Consider the following 25243-nt stretch of genomic DNA (forward strand, 5'->3'; position numbering starts at 1 on the left):
AAATGACGAATCTAACAACATGGCAATTAGACAACTGGAAATTTAAAGAGGCAACAGCGGAAGAGTGGTATACTGCCACTGTGCCGGGTTGCGTTCACACGGATTTATTGGATCTTGGCATGATAGAAGATCCCTTTGAGGGAAAAAAAGAATTAGATGTGCAATGGGTAGATAAGCGGGACTGGGAATATCAGACCACTTTCGAAGTAACCGAGGAAGCGTTAAAACAAGAGTATGTAGTACTTACCTTCCATGGGCTTGATACCTATGCAGATGTGCGTTTGAATGGTCATTCGATTCTGAAAGCTAACAATATGTTTCGCATTTGGAAGGTTGATATAAAAGACTATTTGCAACTTGGGGAAAATACACTGCACATTTATTTCCATTCTGCCGTTCAATATGACTTGGATAAACCAGATCAGCTAGGTTACAATCTACCGGCCGATAATGACCATTCCGAAGATGGCGGTGTTGGCGAGAAGAAATTGAGTGTTTTTGCGCGAAAGGCCCCTTATCATTATGGTTGGGATTGGGGACCTCGCTTTGTTACAGCTGGAATTTGGAAAGATGTAACGATCGAAGCATGGTCGGACGTAAAAGTGCAGGATGTTTACCTGGAGCAACAGCATATTACAGAAGAAAAAGCGGAAGTACTAGCACATGTAGAAGTGGAAACAACCGAGGCGCAACAGGTAACTATTAAAATTACCGATCAATATGGCTGGGAGCATACACAACAAGCTACGCTAGAAGCAGGTCAACAGGTGATTGATGTACCATTTACGAAGGAGTCGCCACGCCTATGGTGGTCTAACGGATTAGGTGCAGCTCATTTGTATCAATTTCATGTGGAAGTAGTCTCTTCTACCGATCAAGTGTTGAGTGATTATCAGCTGACGACGGGGTTACGCTCCATCAAATTGGTAAGAAAAGCAGACGAAGCAGGGGAAAGTTTTTATTTTGAATTAAATGGCATCCCTGTGTTTGCAAAAGGTGCCAATCATATCCCGAATGACAGTTTTGAAACAAGAATCAGTAAGGAAGATTATCGTCATGAAATATTAACAGCCGTTGATTCGAATATGAACATGTTGCGTATTTGGGGCGGCGGGATTTATGAATATGAAGCCTTTTATGAATATTGTGACCAATATGGAATTCTTGTCTGGCAGGACTTCATGTTTGCTTGCAGCATGTATCCCGGTGACGAGGCCTTCCTTGCCAATGTCAAACAGGAAGCGATGGACCAAGTGAAGCGACTACGTAATTATGCATGTATAGCCTTATGGTGCGGTAATAATGAAATGGACTCCGCCTGGACAGAATACATTGAAGAGGCTGGATGGGGCTGGAAGCAACGATATAATGAGGAACAGCGTCAGGCTATTTGGCAGGATTATGAACAAGTCTTTCATCAGATTTTACCAGAGGTGATCGACCAAAACGATCCGGTTAAGGACTATTGGCCAAGCTCTCCTATGCAGGATTTATCGGGAACATCATCACAGCATGCAACCTTTGATTCCGTAACAAGAGGTGACATGCACTATTGGGATGTCTGGCATGGTCAGCAGCCATTAGAGGCATATAAACAGAATGTTGGCCGCTTTATGAGCGAATATGGGTTCCAATCCTTTCCGGAAGAAAGAACGGTAAGAACCTACGCCCAGGAGCAGGAGATGGCATTAGAGTCTGATGTGATGCTGCATCATCAGAAAAATGGTGCTGGTAATCGTTTGATTAAAACCTATATGGATAGTTATTATCAGGAACCTAAAGATTTTTCTTCCTTTCTGCATGTGAGTCATATCTTACAGGCTGAGGCAATTAAACAAGCAGTAGAGGGTCACAGGCTACATATGCCGTATTGTATGGGAACATTGTATTGGCAAATGAACGATTGCTGGCCAGTCGCTTCTTGGTCAAGCATGGATTACTACGGCAGGTGGAAGGCATTGCAATTTACGATGAAAGACCGCTTTAAACCGACGGTGATCATTGCCGATCAAAAAGAAGAGCAATTCACCATTTATGCCGTTTCAGATGTCATCAAGCAGCAAGAGGCAACATTGATTTATTCTCTTTATGATTTTAATGGATCATTACTTGATCAACAGCACCAACAGGTGACAATAGAGGCCAATACTTCAAGTAAATTAATCGAAGAAGATGTGGCAAACATCGCATCGGGCGATCGCAGTCAAACATTATTGCGTTGTGAGTTGTTAATTGGTGATACTGTGGTAGATTCGATAGACCATTTGTTTGAGAAAACAAAACACTTGAATCTGCAAAATCCTCATATTAAATGGGAATTGGCGGATGATGGCTTCGTGTTGACAGCGACATCCTATGCAACGAATGTTTGGCTACAGGCGGAAGAGACTGGTTTTTTTGAAGATAATAATTTTAATCTTGTACCGGGTATCAAGAAATTTGTTCGGTATTGTCAATCATTAGACCCAGAAGTGACAGATACAGTTCCAGTTAAACAACTACAAGTAACATCGATGTATGACTATATTACAAAGTAAACGAGAAGGTTGCTGTTCCATGAGGGCAGCAGCCGTTTTGTTTATTCCAGTACAATTTAGTTCCTCCCAGCTTAGTAGAGATAGACCCCTCGTTACATCTCTGTAAGGAAGGAAAAAATATCATTGATGACAGTCTCCCTTTATGATTGGAATCAAAAAAGTGGTATGATAATAAATATGGCGAATATTGTCGACGTGATGTTTGCCGTAAACAAGCAGGAAGAAGGGATTTATGTGATTATTGAAGTCATTGCCTTAACAAAGGACGATGTATTAGAGGCGGAACAATGTGGTTATGATCGAGTAGAGTTAGTTTCAGCAATTGAAGAGGACGGCTTGACACCAGATATTGATTTGCTGCGGTCCATTATCAATGAGAAACCATCGATACGAGTGCAAGTCATGGTGCGACCACATGATAACGGTTTTTATTATAGCAAACAGGATACGCAACAAATATTGCAAGATTTTCAAGAACTACATCGACTAGGGATAAATCACTTTGTTTTCGGTGCTCTTAATGAAGATGGCAGCATAAATGAACAGATCCTACAACAAATAGAGGCCATCTCAACGGATATTCGCATCACCTTTCATCGGGCTATTGATTATTCTAATGATTTACAAACCTCCTATCAAACACTCGCCACCTATCCAAACTTAGTAGAACGAGTACTAACCTCTGGTGGTGCACCGGATTGTATACAAGGCAAAGATCAGATTCTACGCTTAATCCAATTAGCGGATCAATTGGACGGACCAGTGATTATGCCGGGATCAGGACTGCAGCTAAGCAATCTTCTTTCCTTTCATGATACTGTACAAGCAAAGGAATATCATATTGGCAAAGGGGTGCGCAGAGAGAAATCCTATGATCATCCATTCGTACAACGACCGATGGAATGGAAATAAATGAATACAGGGTGTCTTTTCTTATAAAAGACACCCTGTATTCATATCAAAGTTCATTTGGTAAACCGGAGCGACACATATCAATCGGATCAGCGTAGCTTGTCAACGTGTTTAAGATCTTTGGATGTGGTTTGGCGAAAATAAAGGGATAGTCCTTCTCGTCTAATTCTTCTCTTACAGTGAAGGCTAGCTGCTCTTTACCGCCAGAGAACTGAGCGTTGATGCCAGGCTTGTTGCCCCTTGCATCTAATCGTATCCATGTTTGTTGATCAGACAAAAAAACGGCATTCAATGCATGGATGCAATAACCTTGTTCAGCTGTATCAAATAAGGTTAAGCGCTGATAACAAAATCCAGTAGGGACGCCTTGGGAACGGAGTAAGGCAGCTAACAGGTGGGTTTTAGCATAACATATCCCCTCTTGATGTTGTAACACCTCCGAGGCCTTACAAGTATTTTGTTTTCCTTGTATATCCCATGAATGGTCGATTCGGTCACGAACAAAGCAAAAGGCACGCTGCACTTTACTTATTTCGGATGGGTAAGCTGTAAATAGTTCGTCTGATTTAGCTTGTACAAGTGGATGAGAAAAATCAAGCGCAGGTAATTCAACGAGATAGTCCTCCAGATTAGGAGATGTACATTGAAGATTCATTCGATCCCTCCGTTAATAAATATAAATTATTATGAATAATTATACATAATCTAAAGAGATTGTCAACCTCTCGTTCAATCGATTGTATTTGTTTATAAAAACAAGAAAGTCGGATTATTTGTTTAGAATATTTCAGGTTGGTATAGTATGATTAATGCTCATAATAATCGGATAAATATACATAGAAGAGGTTTTACCGTATGACATTATTATTGCTTATTATTTATTTGGCATTTATTAGCTTGGGATTGCCAGATTCGGTTTTAGGGGCAGCATGGCCGGCAATGCGTCCGGATTTCGATGCCCCTCTGGATACAGCTGGTTACCTGTTTATGGTGATTGCTTGTGGTACGATTGTATCCAGCTTAGCAAGTGGGAAATTATTGAAACACTTTGGAGTTGGCAAAGTTTCTCTGGTAAGTGCTGCGATGACAGCTGCTGCCTTGTTAGGTTTCCACTTCGCCCCATCTCTGCTTTGGTTAGTGCTGTGCGCTATACCTCTTGGGTTAGGGGCTGGAGCCATTGATGCCGGGTTAAACGATTTCGTTGCCCGTCATTATAAAGCCCATCATATGAGCTGGCTACATAGTTTTTGGGGAGTAGGGGCTACTTCTGGTCCTATTGTTATGGCTTTTTTTATTGATACACAAGATTCTTGGCGTAATGGGTATCTGGCAATTGCTATCATTCAATTTAGCTTGGTTATTATTTATTCTTTGTCATTACCCCTATGGAAAAAGGTAGAGAATACACAGAAAAGAACGATAGTGGCAGAAACCAATACCGATGAATCAGTAAAACAACCAAAGAGCAAACCACTGCAAACAAAAGGTGTCAAGTTTGCACTTCTATCCTTTTTCTTTTATTGCTCGGCTGAAGCGGCTGTCGGTTTGTGGGGGAGCAGTTATTTAGTCAATGTGAAAGATGTCTCCCCATCAGTTGCTGCCAAATGGATATCCTTTTATTGGGCAGGTATCACGATTGGCCGATTTATTACTGGTTTTGTCACCTTAAAGATTGATAATAATCATCTGATCAGATCAGGACAAATTACTGCTTTAAGTGGTGCGATATTATTGCTTCTACCATTACCTATTCCTTTTGCTTTAGCAGGCTTACTGCTGATTGGTTTAGGTTTGGCGCCGATTTTTCCTTGTATGCTGCATGAAACACCTACCCGTTTTGGTACTACTCATTCCCAATCGATTATGGGGTACCAAATGGCGACCGCTTATACGGGAACGACGTTTATTCCCCCATTACTTGGTTTTATCGCAACACAGACTAGTATTGCCATTTTTCCAATGTTTCTTGTGCTGATCATCGCCCTGATGTTGATCGCCTCAGAACGACTGTTGTATGTATTAAAATAAAGGAGGAGAATAGAATAATGATGAAAACAGAAAAAGAGAAAATGTTAGCCGGAGAATTGTATGATGCCACCGATGCCGTTTTAACGGAAGAACGGCATCGGGTAAGGGAATTGGTCCATATATTTAATGCTACCGGTCCAGCTGAAGAGCAAAAGCGTGTCCGTTTGTTAAAAGAAATAATTGGTTCAACTGGTGAAAACATAGGAATGGAACCCAATATTCGCTTTGACTATGGCTATAACTTACATGTTGGCGAAAATTTTTATGCGAACTTCGATTTTACGGTGTTAGATGTATGTGAAGTGAGAATAGGGGATGACTGTATGATTGGTCCAAGTGTGCAAATATTGACCGCTACACACCCATTAGATCCTAACGAACGTACCTCTGGTAAGGAATATGCCAAACCAATAACGATAGGAAATAAGGCCTGGATTGGTGCCGGAGCGATTATTAACCCGGGCGTCACGATTGGAGATAATGTTGTGATAGGTTCTGGTGCAGTGGTGACAAAGGATGTACCCCATAATGTAGTGGTAGGCGGTAATCCAGCGAAGGTGATTAAATATTTGTAATATGTTACCAATAGCTTATTACAATAAAAAACCGGAATGAAGAGGGATATAATGGATGTTAGATCTGTGAAAGTAAATAAGTTGAATGAAATAATGTCTCATTGATCTGATAGTCGGCTTTTGAACACGCACTTAGAATGAAAAATCTGAAACATTTTACTAGAAAATTCGTACATAATAAGAACAGTGGATGTAAAGACCGTTGTTTCATATCGATGTTTCAAAGATTATGAATACAGGTATGATATTAGAGGAGTGAAAGATCCACTTATGAGTAAAACAGCGAAAGGGAGGACATAAACAATGAGTGTAAAACGATGGATAGCCCTATCTGTAGCAGTGGGATTATTCCTTGTATCGATAGGTTTCCAATTCTTTTCTTCCATTATCACGACAGATTTCACACGAATGTTTGAGATGGGGGATGAAACAAAGAGTTATGCAGAAGAAACGGTGGAAACAGGTACAGGAAATGAAAAAATTGCCGTTCTGAATGTGAATGGTGTTATTCAGGACAGTGGTGGAGCTGCTAGTTTCATGTCTACTGGTTACAATCATCAATCTTTTATGGAGATGTTGGAACAGGCGGGAGAAGATAGTAGTGTCGGAGGTATTATATTGCGAGTCAATACCCCTGGAGGCGGTGTTGTCGAGAGTGCTGAAATCCATGATAAAATAGTAGAAATTAAAGAAACCTATGATAAACCAGTCTATGTATCGATGGGGAACACCGCTGCTTCAGGTGGTTACTACATATCTGCGCCTGTTGATAAGATTGTTGCCCATAATGCAACGTTGACTGGCTCGATTGGGGTAATCATGGAAAGTTATAATTTCTCAGAGTTGGCGGATCAATTAGGAATTGATGTAAACACGATCAAAAGTGGCGAATTTAAAGATATTATGTCGTCGACTCGTGATATGACGGACGAGGAACGCGAATTACTTCAAACCATGATTGATGACATGTACGCTGATTTTGTACAGGTTATTGTCGATGGCAGGGACATGACAGAAGATCGAGTGCGTGAATTAGGAGATGGCCGTGTGTACACTGGTTCTCAGGCACAGGAAGTAGGGCTGGTTGATGAATTAGGCAGCTTCGATGACACCGTTGCTATGATGAAAGAAGAACAGGATTTAGCAAATGCACCGGTAATTGAATATCAAGAAGGCGCCTATTTTAATCAATGGCTTGGCGGAGTAGCTCAAAATATGATGGGATCACAGCATGAGCTAAATGGTGTGAAGGAATTACTTCAGCAAAATAATGCACCGCGTGCCATGTACTTATATTCAGAATAAGGAGGTGTCGGTAACGTGGAAGAACAGACAGTAGTCGTTCAGCGATATGCGGGATTTTGGATGAGATTTTGGGCCTATCTCGTAGATAGTATTGTCGTCTTTAGCATTAGCGGTATCTTATTGCTGCCATTTGTTTTCATTAATGATGGCCAGCCATTAACGATCGGTTTTTGGACAGTGACAGGTATCCTTGGAGGGATTATCTTTTACTTGTACTTCTTGTTAATGACGAAATACTTTCAACAGACGTTGGGTAAGATGATTTTTGGTTTGAAGGTGATTAGGGAAGATAAGCAGGCACTGCAATGGAGCGACCTTATTTTTCGCGAGGTTGTCGGTCGTTTTATCTTTAATATCTTTAAGCTAACCATGTTGCTCTATCTTTTTGTCGCGTTTACGGCACAGAAGCAGGGCTTACATGATATGATTGGGAATACCCGAGTGGTCTTCACAGAAAAATAAAACGTGCACTCGCTCAAGGAAATGAGTGAGTGCACAAGGTAAGTTCGTTTAAAAAGCGAGTAAACACTGCCGAATAGGCTGTGCTTATTCGCTTTTTTTCATTTTTTGAAAGGCGCCCCCTATTTCTTGATGAAAGGCAATCAATTCTTCAAGAGATTGTTTTAAATCTTCGTTGTCATCATCATGTGGAAGTGTTTTCAGTAACTCTTCTAACGTGCCACGCTGCTGATTGGTGTGATCGACCCATTTTGCAACGGAGGCATGCACGAATAGTTCAAATAATTCTGAGTTTACCTGATATAGATCTTTGCGCACCCCTTTTTGCCATACACGAGTTGCTAGGTTCATTTCTACTAAATTCCTAATGCCAGTACTTATCGATGTTTTACTTCTCCCCAAGGCCTCACACATGTCATCAAGTGTTAATGGGTTTTTATGTAAATATAAAAAAGCAAATAAGCGGGCATCAGATGGAGATAAACCAAACATTTCAATGGTTTGTGAGAAGGCATGAATAGTTTGGTGGATGATATTTTCTTTTTTCTGAATGTTCATATAATCCTCCTAAAATGCTTGTAAATTAAGGCTACACTAGATATAAAAAAAATCAAAATCAGAAATGAGATAGTTAGAAAGAGATAAATGTAGTAATTAAGAGAATATGCCATAATAAGTACGTACAGTCTAAACTTTACGAAAAAAACATTTGAAATCAGCTGAATTTAATGTTTGAATTGAATGGGTAAAATGTTATATAGTATTACAGTAAGCGAAAGCCTATTGACCTGATGAAAGTTAGTGATTGATCGATTCTAGTTTAAAATAAGTAAATATTTTGGGGAACTGATCGAAAAGCACTGAGCCAAATGACATGATATTTGAACGTTCAATTGTCTAGGCGGTGGCAGTACTGCTTCACAACTAGCCGTTATATCAGGCTTAAACAATGACCGACAGAGAAATAGAAAAATGAGAGAGGTGAGTGATATGGCGGTTATCGAAGTAGACAAACTAACCAAAGTGTTTGGGAAACACAAACAGCGAAAACAAGCACTGCAGCTTTTAAGTAAAGGAAAATCAAAAGCAGAGATTTTAAAAGAAACTGGTTGTACCGTTGGGGTTAATCAGGCTTCTTTTTCGGTAGAAGCTGGAGAAACTTTTGTAATCATGGGGTTATCCGGGAGTGGTAAATCCACCCTTGTCCGTATGCTGAACCGTTTAATTGATGCTACTTCAGGTGAAGTTAAGTTGGAAAATGAGAATGTGACAAGCATGAACAAGGAACAGCTTCGAGACATGCGCAGGAAAAGAATGAGTATGGTCTTCCAGAATTTCGCCTTACTTCCACACAAAACGATTTTACGTAATACCGAGTTTGGCCTGGAGGTTCAAGGAATTGATAAAGAAAATCGCCAGGAAAAGGCACGTGAAGCATTGAAGTTAGTTGGTTTGGGGGATTATTTAGATAAATACCCAAATGAACTTTCTGGTGGTATGCAGCAGCGTGTTGGCTTGGCTCGAGCATTAGCTAATGATCCAGACATCCTATTAATGGATGAGGCCTTCAGTGCGCTTGACCCGTTAATTCGTAAAGACATGCAGGATGAATTAATGGATTTACAGGAATCCGTACAGAAGACGATTATCTTTATCACACACGATTTGGATGAAGCACTTCGAATTGGTGACAGGATTGCGTTAATGAAAGATGGAAGTATCGTGCAAATCGGCACAGCAGAGGAAATCCTGATGAATCCCGCGAACGATTATGTAGAACGTTTCGTGGAGGATGTCGACCTTTCCAAGGTACTTACGGCAAACCATATTATGAAACGGGCAGAAACCGTAGTATCGGACAAAGGGCCGAAAGTGGCTCTAAGGTTAATGAAAGAAAATGGCGTATCAACGATTTATGTCGTGGACAAAAAAAGAAAATTCCTTGGATATATCACAGCAGATCAAGCAGACGCTGCAGATAAAGAAGGAAAACAGATTACGGATGTCATGGTAACGGATGTTCCAACCATCACACCAGATACATTACTGACCGATTCCTTTGAACCGATGGCCGATCAAAAAGCGCCACTTTCTGTGATTGACGAAGATGGCAGATTGGTTGGTATTGTCGTAAGAGGCTCTGTTATCGGTGCACTTGCGGGTAATGATCAAGTGCTAAACGGAAACGGGGAGGTGAAGGCAGATGGATAAGTCAGAAGGTGCAATATTTCCAAAGTTGCCTTTAGATAGGTTTATAGAAAAGGTTGAAGATTTCTTAACCGATCATTTATCTGGTTTTTTTGATGTTATTACAAACGTTATTGAATTTATTACAGAGAACTTCGTTTTGCTATTAGAAATGATACCGGCAATTGCCCTAATTATTATTGTTGCCTTATTAGCATGGTGGGTTGTCAATTGGAAAATAGGGGTATTTGCATTACTTGGATTAGGATTAATAAACAATCTAGGTTATTGGCCGGAGACATTGGAAACCGTGTCACTGGTCATCGTTTCGGTGGTTATATCGATGATTATTGGGATACCCATTGGTATTTGGATGTCACAAAAAAGTCTTGTTCAATCGATTATTACACCCATTTTGGATTTTATGCAGACCATGCCTGCCTTTGTTTACTTAATTCCGGCAGTGGTATTCTTCAGCCTTGGTATGGTTCCAGGTGTTGTAGCTACAATTATCTTCTCGATGCCGCCAACGGTAAGAATGACTAATCTTGGTATTAGACAAGTTAATGGAGAATTGATTGAAGCGGCAGATGCCTTTGGTTCAACAACGTGGCAAAGGTTAGGAAAGGTACAATTACCACTTGCCACGCCAACGATTATGGCAGGTATTAACCAAACCATTATGTTATCCTTATCCATGGTTGTTATTGCTTCGATGGTAGGGGCTCCTGGACTTGGTGTAGTTGTATACCGGGCTGTTACACAGGTTAATATCGGACCTGGATTTGAAGGCGGACTTTCATTAGTTATCTTAGCGATGCTGTTGGACCGCTTTACACAAGGATTTAACAGGAAGAAATAGCTAGTTAATAGATTTTAGGGGTTCATCCCCCAAAATCTTAACTATATATTAAATTTTAAAAAAGGGGGACTTCTTAATGATTAAGAATGTCAAATTATTTGGTTTTATCGCAGTGCTTGCGCTGGTTATGTTATTAGCAGCCTGTGGCGGCAGTGGTGATGAAGAAGATGCAGGTTCAGGGGACAATGGAGATACGGACAATGGTAGTGAAAGTGCAGACGGCGCAGAGCTTGGTGAAACGGATCTTACCGTTCCATATGTTGCTTGGGCAGGTGCGCTTGCACGTACACCGTTGTTGAAGCAAGTACTTGAGGAAGTTGGCTATACGGTGGAAGATACACAGGTAGAAGCAGGAGCGATGTGGTCAAGTGTTGCAAGTGGTGACGCGGCGTTTATGACGGCATCTTGGCTGCCAGCAACACACGCGTCTTATTGGGAAGAATACGAAGATGATGTGGAAGTTGTTGGGGAATTTGTTGCCCAAGCCCCACTAGCTTTAACAGTTCCTTCTTACATGGAAGATGTAAACTCCATTGAAGACCTTCAAGGCAATGAAGAGTTAGGTGAGTCTGTTGACTGGACGATTACTGGTATTGACTCTGGTGCAGGTATTATGCAGAACACAGAAACTGCTATCGAAGAATATGGCTTAGATAATTGGGAGCTTCTTGCTAGTTCTGAAGCGGCTATGCTTTCTGAATTACAATCAAAAATGGACAATGAAGAGCCAATTATTGTACCACTTTGGGAGCCACACTGGGCTTTCGCTGAATTGGATCTAAAAATGCTAGAAGATCCACAAGAAATTTATGGTGGTGATGGTGACCGTATTGAAGCAGTAGCAAATACAACTTTCCAAGAAGATTCACCTGCAGCGTATGAAGTAGTTCAACGTTTTACAGAAGATTATAATGGTGAAATCGAGAATGATTTACTTGTAGCTATTAATGGTGGCGAAAGCGAAGAAGATGCCGCAAGCCAATTCCTTGAAGAGAATCCAGATCTTCTTGAAAAATGGACAGAAGGCTTAGGCGAATAATTCGCTAAAACACCAGCTTATCTGGTAATAGTAACTTCCCTTTAAGTAGACAGATAGTTTACTTGAAGGGGAGTTTTTTGTATGATAGAAAAATATATAAGAAAATTTTCCTCTGAACAAATGGGAGTCTCGATAAATTGAATGATATAAAGTAGTCGGACCTTCTATTCCATGTAGTAAAGTTGAGTGTTTGTCGGTGCTAGGAAGTGCTGCGGAAGAGCTTGGTGCACTATTCATATCTCAAAGCGATTTAACATCAGCAGTTAATGACTAATTTGATTTATCCGTAGAGCAACGATCGGGTTTAAGTCTGTTTTTTCTGCTGTCTATGGTTCTTGAATGCCACCCATGAAGTCTTTAAAGAAGAATAGGTTCCGATAGCCGCACCCCCATAAAACGCCCCCATAAACACTCCTGCCCACAAATCATGACGATGACTAATAAAGATGGAAATAATAAAGCCTAATATGCTTGCAACCGTAGGATAAAATTGCCTTGGAATGGGAAATACTTTGATACACTGTGTCAAGATGATGATGACAGGGACGGCAATCGTACCATCCCATATGTTAGTATGAATTGTTGGAAATTCGATTAGTATCACCTCATTTTTGTTTGTTTTCCAATACAATCGCTTGTGCCTTACTTTGCTGCGCAGCTTCCTTAGTAGTTGTAACAAGTTGTAGGATCTCTATACAGCATTTTTGCGTGCCAATAACTAATAATGGTTCACCAAGTGGGTTCAGGTGGAGTCCCCTAGCTAGCATCATCCCGCCTATTGACATCACAAAAGGAACGGTAGGAGAAGTATTAGAAAGAATAAAATTCTCCTGTATCGCATGTTTTTCTTGAAAAATGACTGCTAAATGTTCGAGTGCAGGTACTACGTATTTATTGTTTTGTCTACCAATACCTTATTATGAAGAAAATGCAAAATTATATACCAAATATTTCATTTATACAAAAATGTATAATATTTATCAAAAACAGCAAATGTGTTGTATTTATTATTCGAAAAATGTTATATTTTATAGTATATATTTTGGGGAAGGGGATGTATTCAATTGAATACTGCATATTTGGACTTATTAGCAGAAAAGTACGATAGTGAAGAAAAAGTTGTCACAGAAATTATTAACTTGGAAGCAATCCTCAATCTGCCAAAGGGGACAGAACATTTTGTCAGTGATTTGCATGGGGAGTTTCAAGCCTTTCAACATGTGCTCAGAAATGGGTCAGGTAAAGTAAGGGAGAAAATCCATGACATTTACAAGGACACATTATCCGAGGATGAAATATCCGAATTTGCCACGTTGGTTTATTATCCGGAAGATAAATTGACATTAATTAAAAATAATACAACAGAAAAACGAGAGTTGGATGAATGGTATACCAAACAAATTCATCAATTGATTCACTTAATTGCCTATGCATCCTCGAAATATACACGTTCCAAATTGCGAAAAGCCTTGCCAAAGCAATTTGTTTACGTGATTGAAGAGCTGTTATATAAAAGTGATGAGTATATGAATAAAAAAACGTATTACCAAAAGATTGTGCAGCAGGTCATTTCATTAAATCAAGCGGACAAGTTGATTACCGGACTTGCTTATACGACACAGCGCCTAGTAGTGGATCATTTGCATGTAGTTGGAGATATTTATGACCGTGGACCAGAACCAGATAAAATTATGGATGCCTTAATTAATCATCACTCCATTGATATTCAATGGGGAAATCATGATGTGCTATGGATTGGAGCTTATGCGGGATCTAAGGTTTGCTTAGCCAATATTTTACGTATTTGTGCGCGGTATGATAATTTGGATATAATCGAGGATGCCTATGGAATCAATTTGCGTCCCCTACTTAATTTAGCGGAAAGGTATTATGGTGATAATCCATCTTTTCGTCCAAAGAAATCACCAGGTCAAAGCCTTTCCACAGAAGAAGAAATCCAAATTACCAAAATGCATCAAGCGATCGCTATGATTCAATTTAAGTTAGAAAGTCCAATTATTAAACGGCGTCCATTTTTTAACATGGACGAAAGACTTGTATTAGAAAAGGTGAATTATGAACAGCAAACGATCACCTTGTATGGAGACACCTACTCTCTAGAAGATACCTGCTTTGCTACTGTTAACCCTGAGCAGCCTGATCAATTACTCCCGGAAGAGGAAGAAGTGATTGAAAAATTACTTTTTGCCGTACAGCAATCCGAAAAGCTTAGTCGTCATATGCGTTTTTTAATGAAAAAAGGGAATCTCTATTTGCGTTATAATGGCAATCTGCTTATACATGGCTGTATCCCAGTGGATCAAGATGGTAATATGGAAAAAATGGAGATTGAAGGCGAACAATACCAGGGACGTGATCTGCTAGACCAATTTGAATATTATTTACGTCAAGCCTTTGCCAACAAAGAATTTGCTGATGATTTGGCTACTGATATGGTGTGGTATTTATGGACAGGAGAATTCTCCTCACTGTTTGGCAAGCGAGCAATGACCACCTTTGAACGATATTTTATAAAAGATAAAGCAGCCCATAAAGAAAAAAAGAATCCATATTATTTTTTACGTGAAAGTAAAGAAATATGCTGTAATATCTTAGCAGAATTTGATCTCGATCCTGAACAAGGACATATTATTAATGGACATACCCCAGTAAAAGAAATTGAAGGAGAAGACCCAATCAAAGCAGATGGGAAAATGATCGTTATTGATGGAGGATTTTCCAAAGTATATCAGTCTACCACCGGTATTGCTGGATATACATTGTTGTATAATTCTTATGGCATGCAATTAGTGGCGCATCAACATTTTAATTCAAAACAAGAGGTATTGTTAGAAGGTGCAGATGTCTTATCTGTTCGTAGAGTGGTGGATAAGGAATTGGAGCGAAAAAAAGTTCGCGAAACGAATATTGGTCAGCTGTTATTAAAGGAAATAGACCACCTGCAGCAATTAATGACTTATCGTTACTTCAATTGAAAAAGAGGAATTGAAAAATCCTCTTTTTTTATACATAAGTCCCGAACTTCTGTGAAAACTAAACAAGTATCTATTTTACAGGAGGTTATGGAATTGCAAAATCATCAACAAATGTCACAAGGGCAAGGGATGTCTTCGCAGCCAAACATGGGGAGCCAAGCAAATACACGTAATCATAGTGCACATGAAATGATGGATACCCATGAGGTGATTGGCAGTCTTATCGGTATGTTAGAACAATATCAATTGTATGATCAGCATATCCAGGATACCCAATTAAAAAATATACTGCAGCGTCAATCGGCTTTTACGACACAGCTGTATAACACGGTTATTGGTGTATTTCAAACGGGACGCGATCCACAAGTGCCGACACAGGAATATAAAATGCAAGAAAGCAATGAGGTTATCTACGGTTTAAAACCCGGTCAGCCTAAACAACCGAAGCAAACGATTAATGAGTTGACGGATGAATGTTATTCTTCGTTTATGCTGGGTCAAACTAAAACCGTTGCTACTGGCATGACGACTGCAGCGCTCGAGATGAATCAACCAGTTTTGCGTCGTGTGATTGCAGATAGTATTCCTAATATGTTGGAAATGGCTTATGAGTTATTCTTATACCAAAACAAGCATGGCTATTACCAATTACCAAAACTAAGTGATCAAGATACGCAAATGATGGAACAAGGCTATGCGCCAGCAGGCCAACAAGGTATGCATTAAGGCAAAAAGGAAAAGAAGCTTCCGAAAGGAGCTTCTTTTTTAAAAGAGTTGATCTTAAACGAATGGTGGTACCGATAAGACGGATTATGTTTAGTAGCTCACTTTCTTAGTGGTGAGTTTGATCGTTTTATCTGTGCAAAGCAAGCGCTGCAGGAAGATGCTGCGCTTTCCGCGGGGCCGGCTTCAGCTAACTTGCAAAAGAAGAGCACTTTTACAAGTGGATCTTCAGCTCGTCCTGCGATGCACAGGACGTTGCGATTTTAGCCTGTAAACCATTTTCAAGTCTCCGCATATTCCCTCCGCTAGATTGGAGTACTACAATGGTTATCACTGCAAGGAGAAAGCATTCTAGGTACCTAGACACTGTTGTAACAAAAGGAAAAAATCGTCAACTGATTCTTCAACTGTGTAATGGATCATGCTACAAAATGGCTCCTTCATTTTATAAAAGCCATAATGTATGATCGAATCGTTCTCAGAAAAAGGTTATGCGGTTTACTTATTGGCAGAAATATAGTGTCTGGAACACTTCATCTTCGCAGCCATTCGATTGTAGTACTACTACCCAGCGGAGGAAATAGGTGGAGACTCCTGCGAGAAAAGCGCAGTGTGAAGACCCCGCAGGAAGCGATCTTTGCTGACGAGGAGGCTAAAGCCTTGTCTCGCGGAAAGCGGAACCTATTTTCGGAGCGTTTCCTAGCACTGACAAACAATCAACTTTACTACATGGAATAATTGAACTAAATACTTAACATAATCCGTCTAATCGGCAGTTCATATCTAATTTCGGGTAGTAATAAAGGGCGGGCGGGTGACCCGGTTTTTTAAAAAAGTAAGAAATAGATAGTTCTTGATATAATAGGATTTGAAAAAGTTTTAACTTGAACGAATTGGAGTACTGATAAGACAGTAAAACACAGAGCATAAGTTAACAAGCGATTCAAGTAAACTTTGCTTTCGTCTTGTTCCTATACTTGGACACGTCTTCAGCGACACTTCTTTGTTTTTAAAGATAGAATAGGTTAAATAGTCTTTGTAAGATGAAAATCTTCGTTTATAATAGCGTATAGTTTGGCATCCCAATGTTGGTTATCATGATAAATAGCTTTTCGCATGGTACCTTCAAAGGTCATACCGGCTTTTTCCATCACACGAGCAGATCCGATATTGGCGGCAATACATTTGGCTTGAATTCGTTCTAGCTGCATTTCTTCAAAGCCAAAAGCTAGTATGCGCTCTGTAGCTTCTGTTACTAGTCCACTATTCCAATAATCCTCCGCTAAGGCATAACCAATCTCTGCCATGTATTGATCAGGATTCCAACTGACAAAACCAACCGTTCCTATGAGCTTATGGTCTTCTTTATGCTCTATTCCCCAAGGTGCGATCAAGGCATTCTCATATTGATATAATGTCATTTCCAGAAATTCTTTTGTATCTGCAAGTGATTGATGTCTTGGCCAGCTTACATACTTTGCCACGTTGGGATTGGAACCATAGGCATGGATATCTTCCAGGTCACCCATTGTGATTTTTCTTAATAACAATCGTTCTGTCGCTAACTGTGGCATGTTACGATAAATATCTTCCGTCTGCAATAAACATCCCTCCTATATTTTTAAATACACTATCATGCTTTATGAAAAAAAGCAACAAGCCCTTGCCACATAGATAGTGTGGCCATAGGGCTTGTTTTGGTTAGTCATCTTGTTTTTCTTCGGTTAATAGCTTGAGGAACTCGGGAGGAAAGACGAGTTCTTCTTCCGCTTGCTTATGACGTATATGCTCTTCCTCTTTAATTTGATTTACTTCTGCGTTAATACGTTCCATACGCTGATCCAGTTCCCATGCAGATAGGGCAGCATCTCTTAGGTCATCTTTCAATGCCTGTGGGATCGCCTTATTATATTTATAATATATTTTATGCTCTAGGCTTGCCCAAAAATCCATGGCAATCGTTCTAATCTGAATCTCTGTATACACATCCTCCACCCTGTCAGACATGAAAATGGGGATTTTAATAATCAGATGGAGACTCTTATATCCATTGTATTTTGGATGTTGAATGTAATCTTTTTGTTCAATTAGCGTGATATCCTTTTGCTGAACCAGCATATCCGCTACTTGATAAATATCGGAAACAAAGGAACAGTTAATGCGAATGCCAGCGATATCGCGAATATTCTCGCGAATAGTTGGCAAATCCATAGGTAGTCCCTTTTTCTTGATTTTAAATAAAATACTTTCTGGTGATTTTACCCTTGATTTGACATGTTCGATTGGGTTGTAATCGTGAATATGCTGAAACTCGTCTTCTAGTATATTAATTTTGGTTGTTAGTTCTTTGATGGCGAAATCATAAGCCATAATAAAACGTAATAACTCTTTTTTCCAATGTTTAATGTCTTCTAGTTCTATGGATTGATAGTCCATCATTAGGTAACTCCTTTATAATAGATGTTATGTCTATTATTAAGGAGTAACAGCAGGAAGTCAAAGAAAAGAATGAGTAAAAACGGTAAAATATATTACACTGTGTCTCCTTTTTTTATTTAAAATTCCTCATAAACAGCTGGGTCTTGGTCGTTTATTCGACCGTTATCGCTAGAGAGTTCAGCAATAGCTTCCATATCTTCATAGTCTAAAGCGAAATCAAATATCGATCGATTATCAATTTGTCTTTGTGGGGAAGTGGATTTTGGAATGGTTATCGTGCCAATCTGATAATGCCAACGTAAAATCACTTGCCCAACAGACTTTTGATACTTATCAGCAATTTGCTGTAAAACAGAATTATTTGTGATATCTTGTGCCCGGTATAATGGGCTCCAAGCTTCTGTCGCTATGTCATGTTCTTCGTGCCATTGACGCTGATCTGCCTGATTAAAGAATGGGTGCAACTCTATCTGATTAATGCTTGGTAAGACACCTGTCTCTTTTTCCAGACGCTCGATATGTTCAGGAAGGAAGTTACTGACTCCGATGGAACGAATCAATCCCCATTTTTTGGCGTCGATTAATGCCTGCCAAGCCCCAATAAACTTGTCTTGTTTAGGATTTGGCCAATGGATCAAGTAAAGATCAAAATAATCCAAGTCAGCACGGAAAAGCGATTCTTGGATAGCGTGTACGGCATCATCATATCCATGAAAGCGGCCGGGCAACTTGGAGGTAATCAATAATTCTGTCCGAGAAATATTACTTTGCTTAATAGCTGCGCCAACCGTTCCTTCATTTTCATAATTGTAAGCAGTATCCAGCAAGCGATAGCCATTATGAATAGCACTTGTAATCGCTTGGGCGCCGTCCATTCCTTTGAGTCCTCCTGTACCAAAGCCGATTACTGGTATATCTAGCCCATCTCTTAACGTTCTTGTCGGTATAACTTCTTGCATGATAGACATCCTCCTTTGTATTATATCTCTTTTCCATATACCACCTTATCCTCTTTTTAAAACACTATATAAGTTGAACTTATAAATGTAACAAAAACGTGTGACAGGAAAGTCTTGCTCGCATTATTTCCTGATAATACCTCGTTTGATCCATTCGTGTGAATAGATCAAGAGCACCTATCCGATCCATGAGACATGATTTCCTTCAACTTGTATAGATCCAGATCGAATCATTGCAAGATTTGCAAAAACGTGTTAAATTAAACAAATGACTGTTTTAGTATTATAGTCATAAGAAAGAGGAGATGACATGGATAAACAACAACAAATTATCAATGCTGCTGCCCAATCCTTCTCCCAATATGGTTATAAGGCAACGACGATGGAGCAGGTAGCAAAGATCGCTCAAGTGGGAAAAGGAACGGTATATCTGTACTTTAGTAATAAGGAAAAATTGTTGAAGGAAATTGTCAGATCTTTGGCGGTAGAGATGCGCATGGTGGCAGATCAGCATATTCAAGCAAGTGAAGGGTTTGTTGAGCGTTTTGATGCTGCATTATATGCGATTCTGCAATTCAGAGAACAACATGATCTAATGGTAAAGCTCTCATTGGAGCTAAATGATTTTGGCACGCCGATTGTTAAAGAGGTATTGGATTCTTTTGAACAAGAAATTTGTGTTTATATTGCTGACAAAGTCAGGCTAGCAATCGAAAAAGAGGAAATTCGCTCGTGTGATCCAGAGATCACGGCCTTCTTGATGTATAAAATGTATATCAATCTCATTCATGATTGGCAAAAGCACCATTCGCCGATATCGCGTGAAAGAGCGGCTGCTTTAATTCGGTTGTATTTTATTGAGGGGTTACAACCATAATAGCTAATAGGAGTTTCGGAATTTTACGGAGGGAATTGAGAGATGAAAAATGTGTGGAAAATATTTGCGCAAGATTTACGCAATCTTAGGCGTGTGCCGCTGGTTGCGTTACTTTTATTGGGGCTAGCTATTCTGCCTTCCTTATATGCATGGTTTAATTTAGGAGCATCATGGGATCCATATGCCAACACCGAAGATATTAAAGTAGTTATTGTAAATGAGGACGCTGGAGCAGAGTTAGAAGGGGAAGAGGTTAATTTAGGACAAGAACTGGTAAATAATCTAAAGGAAAATGAAAGTCTTGGCTGGGTGTTTGCCGATGAAGAACAAGCTGAGGAAGGGATTCGTCAAGGAGATTATTATGCTGGTATTTTTGTAGGTTCTGATTTTTCGGAGCAATTAGTGAAAATTGTAGATGGAGAACCTGTCCAAACTTCGGTACGCTATCAGGTCAATCAGAAAAAGAATGCGATAGCACCTAAAATGACCTCGGCAGGTGCCTCTACGATTGTGAATATGATTAACGATCAATTTGTGGAAGAGACATCGAATACACTATTCCGGGAGTTCGATAACCTGGGTATCCGAATCGAAGAGGAATTACCAACGATCCGACGCATCGAACATTCTCTTTTTGAATTAGATGACCGAATGCCGGAGATTGTTAATATCGGTCATTTTATTGAAGGAGTAGAGCAGGATTGGGGTAATATTGAGGAACAAATCGATCGCTTTATGGCTATTCAAGATTACTTGCCACAGATTCATGAGGGGGCAGATCAAATCCTGGCACTACAGGAGCAGATTCCGAGAATTTATGAGTTAAGTGGTCCGATTGCTGAAGTGGAGGAAAATATTCCAACGTTAGAAAAGGCGGTTGATGGCTTTAATCAGATTGGCTCTATGTTTGATGAAGCAGAAGAGTTCCTCGATCAATCACAACAGCATATTGCAGACACTCGAGAACAGATGGAGGGTATCGGCAATCAACTGGATAATGTGAACGAGCAAGCCTCCTCCATTGAAGAAAATATAGCGGAATTTCAACAAGTGATTGGTGAGGCAGATTTAACTGCCGCACCATTTATTCAGTCTTTTCAAAGTCAATTGGTACGCATGGATAAAACGATGTCAGACTTACAGACAACCATGCAGAATATAGAAGCTGATGAGAGCGTAAGGGAACATCAACAAGCTGTGCAGCAGAGTCAGCAGGAGATTACCCAGCACATCGTTTATTTACAAAGTAATGCGCAAATATATCAGCGATTATATGATCTATCAGGTGATGAACAAATCGCTGGTTTTATTAACGAGATCGAGGCTGCTCAATCCAGTTTCGAATCGATGGAACAACACGTTAATCAATTGGTCGGGCTGGAGACACTAGACGAGTCGCTGAAGACGGCGTTACAAGCGGATATTGAAACAACGCAGCAGCACACCAATTCTCTTACCAGCTGGCTGGAGACAAATGGGGAAAGCAGTTTAAATGGAGCGTTTAATCAAATGAAAGAAACAGTTGCTTCTGCCGATTTTAATATGGATCAGCTGCATGAAATTCATGACGTGTTACAATCGTTGCTATCCAATGCTGATGGCGTGCTGGAGCAAGCAGATCAAGATATTAATCAGCTGAGAGAAGATATGCCGGCAATAAAGGATCGCTGGCAGGAAATCAATCAGGAAGTCCAACAAACCTTTCCGGTGTTAGTCAATTCGATAGGTACTTTTCAACAGTTTATGGAGAATGATCTGCCAACCGTAGAACAAAAGGTAAACAAATTGGCTGATTTTATTGAACAAGATTTGCCAGGAATAGAACAATCTTATTTAGACACGGTGGATAAAATCGAGGAAAATCTGCCAACAGTGGAGTCAGCTATTCATGAATTAGCGTCATTCAGCAGGGACAGGTTGCCAGAATTACAAAGTCAGGTATCTGAAGCTTCCGATAAGATGCATGAGATAGAAAATAAGGATCAATTGAACCAGCTGATTGCGCTGTTAAGAAATGACTTGGCTGATGAAAATGATTTTTTTGCCAATCCAGTAGAATTAGTGGAGGATGATATCTTTCCTGTGCCAAACTATGGTTCTGCTAACGCACCCTTTTATACGACATTGGCCTTATGGGTCGGAGCGTTGCTTTTATCCAATTTGCTGGCTACAGGTCTACACAAGCAGGACTACAGAGAAGATTACACCTCGCGCCAGATTTACTTTGGCAGAATGATTTTGTTCTTGATTATTGCGATCTTACAGGCTTTGATTGTTAGTATTGGCGACATTACGATCCTGAATGTATACACACAGGAAACGGGTTATTTTATCCTATTTAGTGTGTTGATCGCTATCGTGTTTATGGTGATTGTCTATACTTTTGCCTCAATATTAGGCAATATCGGTAAGGCACTGATGATCGTATTATTAGTATTACAGATATCCAGCGGTGGAGGCACGTTTCCGATTGAAGTTGCTCCGCCATTTTTCCAGGCATTGCATCCGTATATGCCATTCTCTTATGCGATTGATTTAATGCGAGAGGCAGTGGCAGGACTAGTGCCGGAGATTGCTTGGTATAATGTAATGTTGTTAGGCATTTTTCTAGTGATTGCTCTTGTCATTGGGGTAGTATTAAAACCATTATTAGCCAACCGAATGGAGAAAACGACGGAGAAATCAAAAGAAAGTCGCTTAATTGAATAAGTCCTTTTTCCTTAAGCTATTGGTTTTGATAATGGAAAAGTGTATGATAGAAGTAAAGAAAAGCTTGAGGGGGAGAAGGATGAAATCGAAAATAGCGGTATGGGTGCTATTACTTTCTGCTGTGTTAATAGCTTGTTCAAAAGATGATAACAAAGCAGGGGTAAATCAACCAGTAAAGGAAGCAGAAACACCAGAATTAACAGAGGAAGAAGCATCTGGGGTACTAACAGAGTATCAAATGATGTATCGTGATGTCATATCCGATGCCGAAGAAGATGGGCAACTGACAAACTATTCTTCCACAGAGACCATAAAAGAGGAATTGCTAACTGTCTTAACAGAAAAATATGCCGATACCGTTATATCCGATTTTTTTCAGAAAGAAGACGATATCGTGTCTACGGATCCATTGAAACAACCAGTCTGGCTAGATGAGGAATTGGAGTATAGCTTGGAGCAAATCACAGAGGAAGAATATGCATTAACACAGGAACAAACGGCGTCTTCTAATGACTTGATTCAGGTTACCTATGTGATCAGCTGGGAAGAGGATAAATGGCGGATCAGTGATTTTTACCAGCAAGATGTAGAGGATGAATCAACAACTGTGGAGCAACATGAAGATAATAGCAACCAAAGTGCTGAGGGTTCTGATAGTGAGGATTCTAATTCATATGAGGCAAACCACTCGGATGAGCCTGCAACGGATGAAACAGTGACAGATGATGAAGAGCAAACAGACCGTTCTGATCAAGATAATGATGAATCAACCAATCAGAATGAACAAGAACATGTGACGGAGGACGATAGTGCACAAATCGAGGATGGTAGCACTATATCTGAAGAAAATGCTCAAAATCTTGTGAAAGAGTACTTGAATATTCCCGATGACAGTGAACTACATGTTGTAGTGGATCACACCGATGAGGAGGATGACACCTATGTAGTACATGTTTTTGAAGTGGTAGAGAATGAGAACGACAGTCATACCGCTACGCTTGGTTGGTATGTTGTCGATAGACAAGAAGGCTCTGTCGAGGAAAGTATGTAAAGATCAAGAGAATAGATAGAGAATCTAAAAGGTCACTTTTCTGTGTGTAAAAGAAAAGTGACTTTTTTATATGGTAGAAAAGCATATCATTCTGAGTAATAGGATTTTTGTAAAGAGGTTAACTTGGAACGAGCTCCGTAGTCAGTATCTACTTAGATTAAATAATAAAGAGCCGGGCGTGGAGGGTGCCCGGTTTATCTGATTAGACTTTACGAACAACCTCTTATAGAATGTCATTTTGTTTGATTTTTGAGAATACACCCTCTAAAGACTGATGAAATGAGATGGCTTCTTGAATCTTTTGTTCCATCAATTGCTTATGCTCACCTGATTCAATATCTAAATCCGCTTGTATATCGGCTAAGTTATTAATTTGTTTATTTAAAGAATCTAACCAGCGATTAACATAGGTTTTCATAAATTTTCTATATAAATCCTTTCGAGCTTGATAAAGGTCTTTACGCATCCCTTTTTGCCATACTCTTTCGACTAAATTAAATTCTTGTAGTCGACGGATAGCATAACTCATTGCTGTCTTGCTTTTTCCTAAGTTATCTTTCATTTCATCCAAGGTCATAGGTTCCCCGTTTAAGAAAAGAGTGACAAATAATTGTGCTTCTGTTTTATTTAGCGAGAACATTTCCAAAGTTTTAGAAAACTCAGAAATAACCTGATTGTTGAATCTTTCTAAGCTGTGATCCTCTTCGTTGTATGCCATGGTTTATGACAGCCTCCTTTCTTACTCTATCGTTCCCTTTATTTTATACTACATGAAAATAATTTTAAAGTGAAATATATGTTAAAACTTTATAAACGTAACAAATTGCAGAGAGTGTGTATATATTCAATTTTAAAAAAGAGAAGGCCGCCATTATTTAAGAAAAATTTAATAGTTTGCTAAGAAATTGTTCAGATTTAACCATTAGACTAAAAATTAGCGAAGAAAGGAGAATGAAAGTGAGAATAAAAATAGCGGAAATGACCTTTATCATTTTACTGGGTTTATTTTTAATGGTGGTATTTGCCCAATTCATACTGGCTGGTCTAGCGGTGTTTGCTGACCCAGCGCAGTGGAGGAATCACACAATGTTGATTCACCTATTTGGCTTTAACCTGCCACTTATTTTACTTGTGTTTGCTTGGTTGGGCAAAATGAAGAAGCGAGTATACTTACAAGTGCTTGGTTTCATGGTGTTGATTTTCTTAATGTATTTCACGGCAAATATAGCAGGGAAAATGCCTTGGTTTGCAGCACTGCACCCGATAGTTGGTGTGTTACTGTTTATCGGCACAACGCTGTTGATGGTACAGCAAATTTATTCTTATGGAAGGAGGATATAGTCATGAGAACAATGTTAGCAATTATTATAGGTATAGTTGGTGGGTTTATCGTAGGCATCGCTTTATCTAGTTTGATTGGAATTATAGGTATGACAGTATTCGGTGTGCCACTTGGAATCAAGTTTTTACCATATTATATGGCAGTGATTTGTGCCGTGCTTGTTCCTATAGTAGATAGCAGAAGGAAGAACGGATAACGATTGGCTTATCCGTTCTATTTCCACTATAATGGAATTCTAAGTGG

Annotated in this window: 24 protein-coding genes; 16 read left to right on the top strand and 8 right to left on the bottom strand. The window is 39.6% G+C overall.

Features of this window, described 5'->3' with window-relative positions:
* Window positions 1-2 precede the first annotated feature (2 nt).
* Window positions 3-2537, top strand: a complete 2535-nt coding sequence (locus BN6556_RS02790) for a beta-mannosidase (RefSeq protein WP_066186912.1) — start codon at window positions 3-5, stop codon at window positions 2535-2537.
* A gap of 126 nt (window positions 2538-2663) precedes the next feature.
* Window positions 2664-3449, top strand: coding sequence for a copper homeostasis protein CutC (locus BN6556_RS02795; protein ID WP_078059901.1), 786 nt, complete (start codon window positions 2664-2666; stop codon window positions 3447-3449).
* Between the two features lie 46 nt (window positions 3450-3495).
* Here the strand turns inward: BN6556_RS02795 and BN6556_RS02800 are convergent, their stop codons facing one another.
* Window positions 3496-4104: a transglutaminase-like domain-containing protein gene (locus tag BN6556_RS02800; RefSeq protein WP_066186917.1), complete on the bottom strand. Its 609-nt coding sequence runs from the start codon at window positions 4102-4104 to the stop codon at window positions 3496-3498.
* A 200-nt stretch (window positions 4105-4304) separates the two neighbouring features.
* Between BN6556_RS02800 and BN6556_RS02805 the strand changes: the two genes are divergently transcribed.
* The 4 genes from BN6556_RS02805 to BN6556_RS02820 all read left to right on the top strand — a co-directional run bounded on the left by BN6556_RS02805 (window position 4305) and on the right by BN6556_RS02820 (window position 7819).
* On the top strand, window positions 4305-5477 hold the full coding sequence (locus BN6556_RS02805; protein WP_066186920.1) for an MFS transporter: 1173 nt from the start codon (window positions 4305-4307) through the stop codon (window positions 5475-5477).
* A gap of 20 nt (window positions 5478-5497) precedes the next feature.
* Window positions 5498-6052 (top strand): sugar O-acetyltransferase, encoded by a 555-nt coding sequence (locus BN6556_RS02810; RefSeq protein ID WP_066187390.1) that lies wholly within the window; start codon window positions 5498-5500, stop codon window positions 6050-6052.
* 303 nt (window positions 6053-6355) lie between these two features.
* Window positions 6356-7357 (top strand): signal peptide peptidase SppA, encoded by a 1002-nt coding sequence (gene sppA / locus BN6556_RS02815; RefSeq protein ID WP_066186923.1) that lies wholly within the window; start codon window positions 6356-6358, stop codon window positions 7355-7357.
* A gap of 15 nt (window positions 7358-7372) precedes the next feature.
* Entirely contained in the window at window positions 7373-7819 is a 447-nt protein-coding gene (locus tag BN6556_RS02820; protein ID WP_066186926.1) for an RDD family protein, read from the top strand.
* Window positions 7820-7903: 84 nt separating this feature from the next.
* Here BN6556_RS02820 and BN6556_RS02825 read toward each other — a convergent pair whose 3' ends face one another.
* Entirely contained in the window at window positions 7904-8374 is a 471-nt protein-coding gene (locus BN6556_RS02825) for a GbsR/MarR family transcriptional regulator (RefSeq protein ID WP_066186928.1), read from the bottom strand.
* A 432-nt stretch (window positions 8375-8806) separates the two neighbouring features.
* Between BN6556_RS02825 and BN6556_RS02830 the strand changes: the two genes are divergently transcribed.
* The 3 genes from BN6556_RS02830 (at window position 8807) to BN6556_RS02840 (ending at window position 11904) form a co-directional block, all read left to right on the top strand.
* A complete protein-coding gene (locus BN6556_RS02830; RefSeq protein WP_066186931.1) occupies window positions 8807-10027 on the top strand; it encodes a quaternary amine ABC transporter ATP-binding protein in 1221 nt (406 codons plus the stop codon).
* Complete coding sequence (locus BN6556_RS02835; RefSeq protein ID WP_066186934.1) at window positions 10020-10865, top strand: ABC transporter permease; 846 nt, start codon at window positions 10020-10022, stop codon at window positions 10863-10865. Before BN6556_RS02830 ends, BN6556_RS02835 begins: the two co-directional genes overlap by 8 nt.
* A 76-nt stretch (window positions 10866-10941) precedes the next feature.
* The gene (locus BN6556_RS02840) at window positions 10942-11904 is read left to right on the top strand and encodes a glycine betaine ABC transporter substrate-binding protein (RefSeq protein ID WP_066186937.1); all 963 of its coding nucleotides are present in this window, start codon (window positions 10942-10944) and stop codon (window positions 11902-11904) included.
* Window positions 11905-12208: 304 nt separating this feature from the next.
* Here BN6556_RS02840 and BN6556_RS02845 read toward each other — a convergent pair whose 3' ends face one another.
* Window positions 12209-12499: a hypothetical protein gene (locus BN6556_RS02845; protein WP_066187392.1), complete on the bottom strand. Its 291-nt coding sequence runs from the start codon at window positions 12497-12499 to the stop codon at window positions 12209-12211.
* A 10-nt stretch (window positions 12500-12509) separates the two neighbouring features.
* Window positions 12510-12815, bottom strand: a complete 306-nt coding sequence (locus BN6556_RS22795) for a DUF3189 family protein (protein WP_078059902.1) — start codon at window positions 12813-12815, stop codon at window positions 12510-12512.
* Window positions 12816-12968: 153 nt separating this feature from the next.
* Here BN6556_RS22795 and BN6556_RS02850 point away from each other — a divergent pair, with 153 nt between their 5' ends.
* Entirely contained in the window at window positions 12969-14900 is a 1932-nt protein-coding gene (locus tag BN6556_RS02850; protein ID WP_066186939.1) for a fructose-bisphosphatase class III, read from the top strand.
* Window positions 14901-14987: 87 nt separating this feature from the next.
* A complete protein-coding gene (locus tag BN6556_RS02855) occupies window positions 14988-15626 on the top strand; it encodes a spore coat protein (RefSeq protein ID WP_066186942.1) in 639 nt (212 codons plus the stop codon).
* Between the two features lie 1022 nt (window positions 15627-16648).
* On the opposite strand, the gene BN6556_RS02865 is transcribed toward BN6556_RS02855, so the two are convergent.
* The 3 genes from BN6556_RS02865 to BN6556_RS02875 form a co-directional block, all read right to left on the bottom strand.
* Window positions 16649-17224, bottom strand: a complete 576-nt coding sequence (locus BN6556_RS02865) for a GNAT family N-acetyltransferase (RefSeq protein ID WP_066186947.1) — start codon at window positions 17222-17224, stop codon at window positions 16649-16651.
* 100 nt (window positions 17225-17324) lie between these two features.
* Window positions 17325-18059: a GTP pyrophosphokinase gene (locus BN6556_RS02870; RefSeq protein ID WP_130858838.1), complete on the bottom strand. Its 735-nt coding sequence runs from the start codon at window positions 18057-18059 to the stop codon at window positions 17325-17327.
* A 119-nt stretch (window positions 18060-18178) separates the two neighbouring features.
* On the bottom strand, window positions 18179-19021 hold the full coding sequence (locus BN6556_RS02875) for an aldo/keto reductase (RefSeq protein ID WP_066186954.1): 843 nt from the start codon (window positions 19019-19021) through the stop codon (window positions 18179-18181).
* A gap of 310 nt (window positions 19022-19331) precedes the next feature.
* Between BN6556_RS02875 and BN6556_RS02880 the strand changes: the two genes are divergently transcribed.
* From BN6556_RS02880 to BN6556_RS02890, 3 genes are all read left to right on the top strand, one after another.
* Complete coding sequence (locus BN6556_RS02880) at window positions 19332-19898, top strand: TetR/AcrR family transcriptional regulator (protein ID WP_066186957.1); 567 nt, start codon at window positions 19332-19334, stop codon at window positions 19896-19898.
* 42 nt (window positions 19899-19940) lie between these two features.
* Entirely contained in the window at window positions 19941-22607 is a 2667-nt protein-coding gene (locus tag BN6556_RS02885; protein ID WP_066186960.1) for a YhgE/Pip domain-containing protein, read from the top strand.
* A gap of 79 nt (window positions 22608-22686) precedes the next feature.
* Window positions 22687-23658, top strand: coding sequence for a hypothetical protein (locus BN6556_RS02890; RefSeq protein WP_066186963.1), 972 nt, complete (start codon window positions 22687-22689; stop codon window positions 23656-23658).
* A gap of 223 nt (window positions 23659-23881) precedes the next feature.
* Here BN6556_RS02890 and BN6556_RS02895 read toward each other — a convergent pair whose 3' ends face one another.
* Entirely contained in the window at window positions 23882-24376 is a 495-nt protein-coding gene (locus BN6556_RS02895) for a GbsR/MarR family transcriptional regulator (RefSeq protein ID WP_066186966.1), read from the bottom strand.
* Window positions 24377-24615: 239 nt separating this feature from the next.
* Here BN6556_RS02895 and BN6556_RS02900 point away from each other — a divergent pair, with 239 nt between their 5' ends.
* The gene (locus tag BN6556_RS02900) at window positions 24616-24999 is read left to right on the top strand and encodes a DUF6220 domain-containing protein (protein ID WP_066186968.1); all 384 of its coding nucleotides are present in this window, start codon (window positions 24616-24618) and stop codon (window positions 24997-24999) included.
* 2 nt (window positions 25000-25001) lie between these two features.
* Window positions 25002-25196, top strand: a complete 195-nt coding sequence (locus BN6556_RS02905; RefSeq protein ID WP_066186970.1) for a DUF5957 family protein — start codon at window positions 25002-25004, stop codon at window positions 25194-25196.
* The last annotated feature ends 47 nt before the right edge of the window (window positions 25197-25243 follow it).

The organism is Gracilibacillus timonensis (genome assembly GCF_900086715.1).
GTDB lineage: Bacteria > Bacillota > Bacilli > Bacillales > Amphibacillaceae > Gracilibacillus > Gracilibacillus timonensis.

What these genes read in the sequence shown, in the direction of transcription:
- BN6556_RS02855 (WP_066186942.1), top strand. Translation starts at nt 14,988, where the DNA reads ATGGAATTGCAAAATCATCAACAAATGTCACAAGGGCAAGGGATGTCT.
- BN6556_RS02790 (WP_066186912.1), top strand. Translation starts at nt 3, where the DNA reads ATGACGAATCTAACAACATGGCAATTAGACAACTGGAAATTTAAAGAG.
- BN6556_RS02800 (WP_066186917.1), bottom strand. Translation starts at nt 4,104, where the DNA reads ATGAATCTTCAATGTACATCTCCTAATCTGGAGGACTATCTCGTTGAA.
- BN6556_RS02905 (WP_066186970.1), top strand. Translation starts at nt 25,002, where the DNA reads ATGAGAACAATGTTAGCAATTATTATAGGTATAGTTGGTGGGTTTATC.
- BN6556_RS02835 (WP_066186934.1), top strand. Translation starts at nt 10,020, where the DNA reads ATGGATAAGTCAGAAGGTGCAATATTTCCAAAGTTGCCTTTAGATAGG.
- BN6556_RS02825 (WP_066186928.1), bottom strand. Translation starts at nt 8,374, where the DNA reads ATGAACATTCAGAAAAAAGAAAATATCATCCACCAAACTATTCATGCC.
- BN6556_RS02830 (WP_066186931.1), top strand. Translation starts at nt 8,807, where the DNA reads ATGGCGGTTATCGAAGTAGACAAACTAACCAAAGTGTTTGGGAAACAC.
- BN6556_RS02810 (WP_066187390.1), top strand. Translation starts at nt 5,498, where the DNA reads ATGAAAACAGAAAAAGAGAAAATGTTAGCCGGAGAATTGTATGATGCC.
- BN6556_RS02895 (WP_066186966.1), bottom strand. Translation starts at nt 24,376, where the DNA reads ATGGCATACAACGAAGAGGATCACAGCTTAGAAAGATTCAACAATCAG.
- BN6556_RS02795 (WP_078059901.1), top strand. Translation starts at nt 2,664, where the DNA reads ATGACAGTCTCCCTTTATGATTGGAATCAAAAAAGTGGTATGATAATA.
- BN6556_RS02840 (WP_066186937.1), top strand. Translation starts at nt 10,942, where the DNA reads ATGATTAAGAATGTCAAATTATTTGGTTTTATCGCAGTGCTTGCGCTG.
- BN6556_RS02805 (WP_066186920.1), top strand. Translation starts at nt 4,305, where the DNA reads ATGACATTATTATTGCTTATTATTTATTTGGCATTTATTAGCTTGGGA.
- BN6556_RS02875 (WP_066186954.1), bottom strand. Translation starts at nt 19,021, where the DNA reads ATGCAAGAAGTTATACCGACAAGAACGTTAAGAGATGGGCTAGATATA.
- BN6556_RS02885 (WP_066186960.1), top strand. Translation starts at nt 19,941, where the DNA reads ATGAAAAATGTGTGGAAAATATTTGCGCAAGATTTACGCAATCTTAGG.
- BN6556_RS02880 (WP_066186957.1), top strand. Translation starts at nt 19,332, where the DNA reads ATGGATAAACAACAACAAATTATCAATGCTGCTGCCCAATCCTTCTCC.
- sppA (WP_066186923.1), top strand. Translation starts at nt 6,356, where the DNA reads ATGAGTGTAAAACGATGGATAGCCCTATCTGTAGCAGTGGGATTATTC.
- BN6556_RS02890 (WP_066186963.1), top strand. Translation starts at nt 22,687, where the DNA reads ATGAAATCGAAAATAGCGGTATGGGTGCTATTACTTTCTGCTGTGTTA.
- BN6556_RS02870 (WP_130858838.1), bottom strand. Translation starts at nt 18,059, where the DNA reads ATGGACTATCAATCCATAGAACTAGAAGACATTAAACATTGGAAAAAA.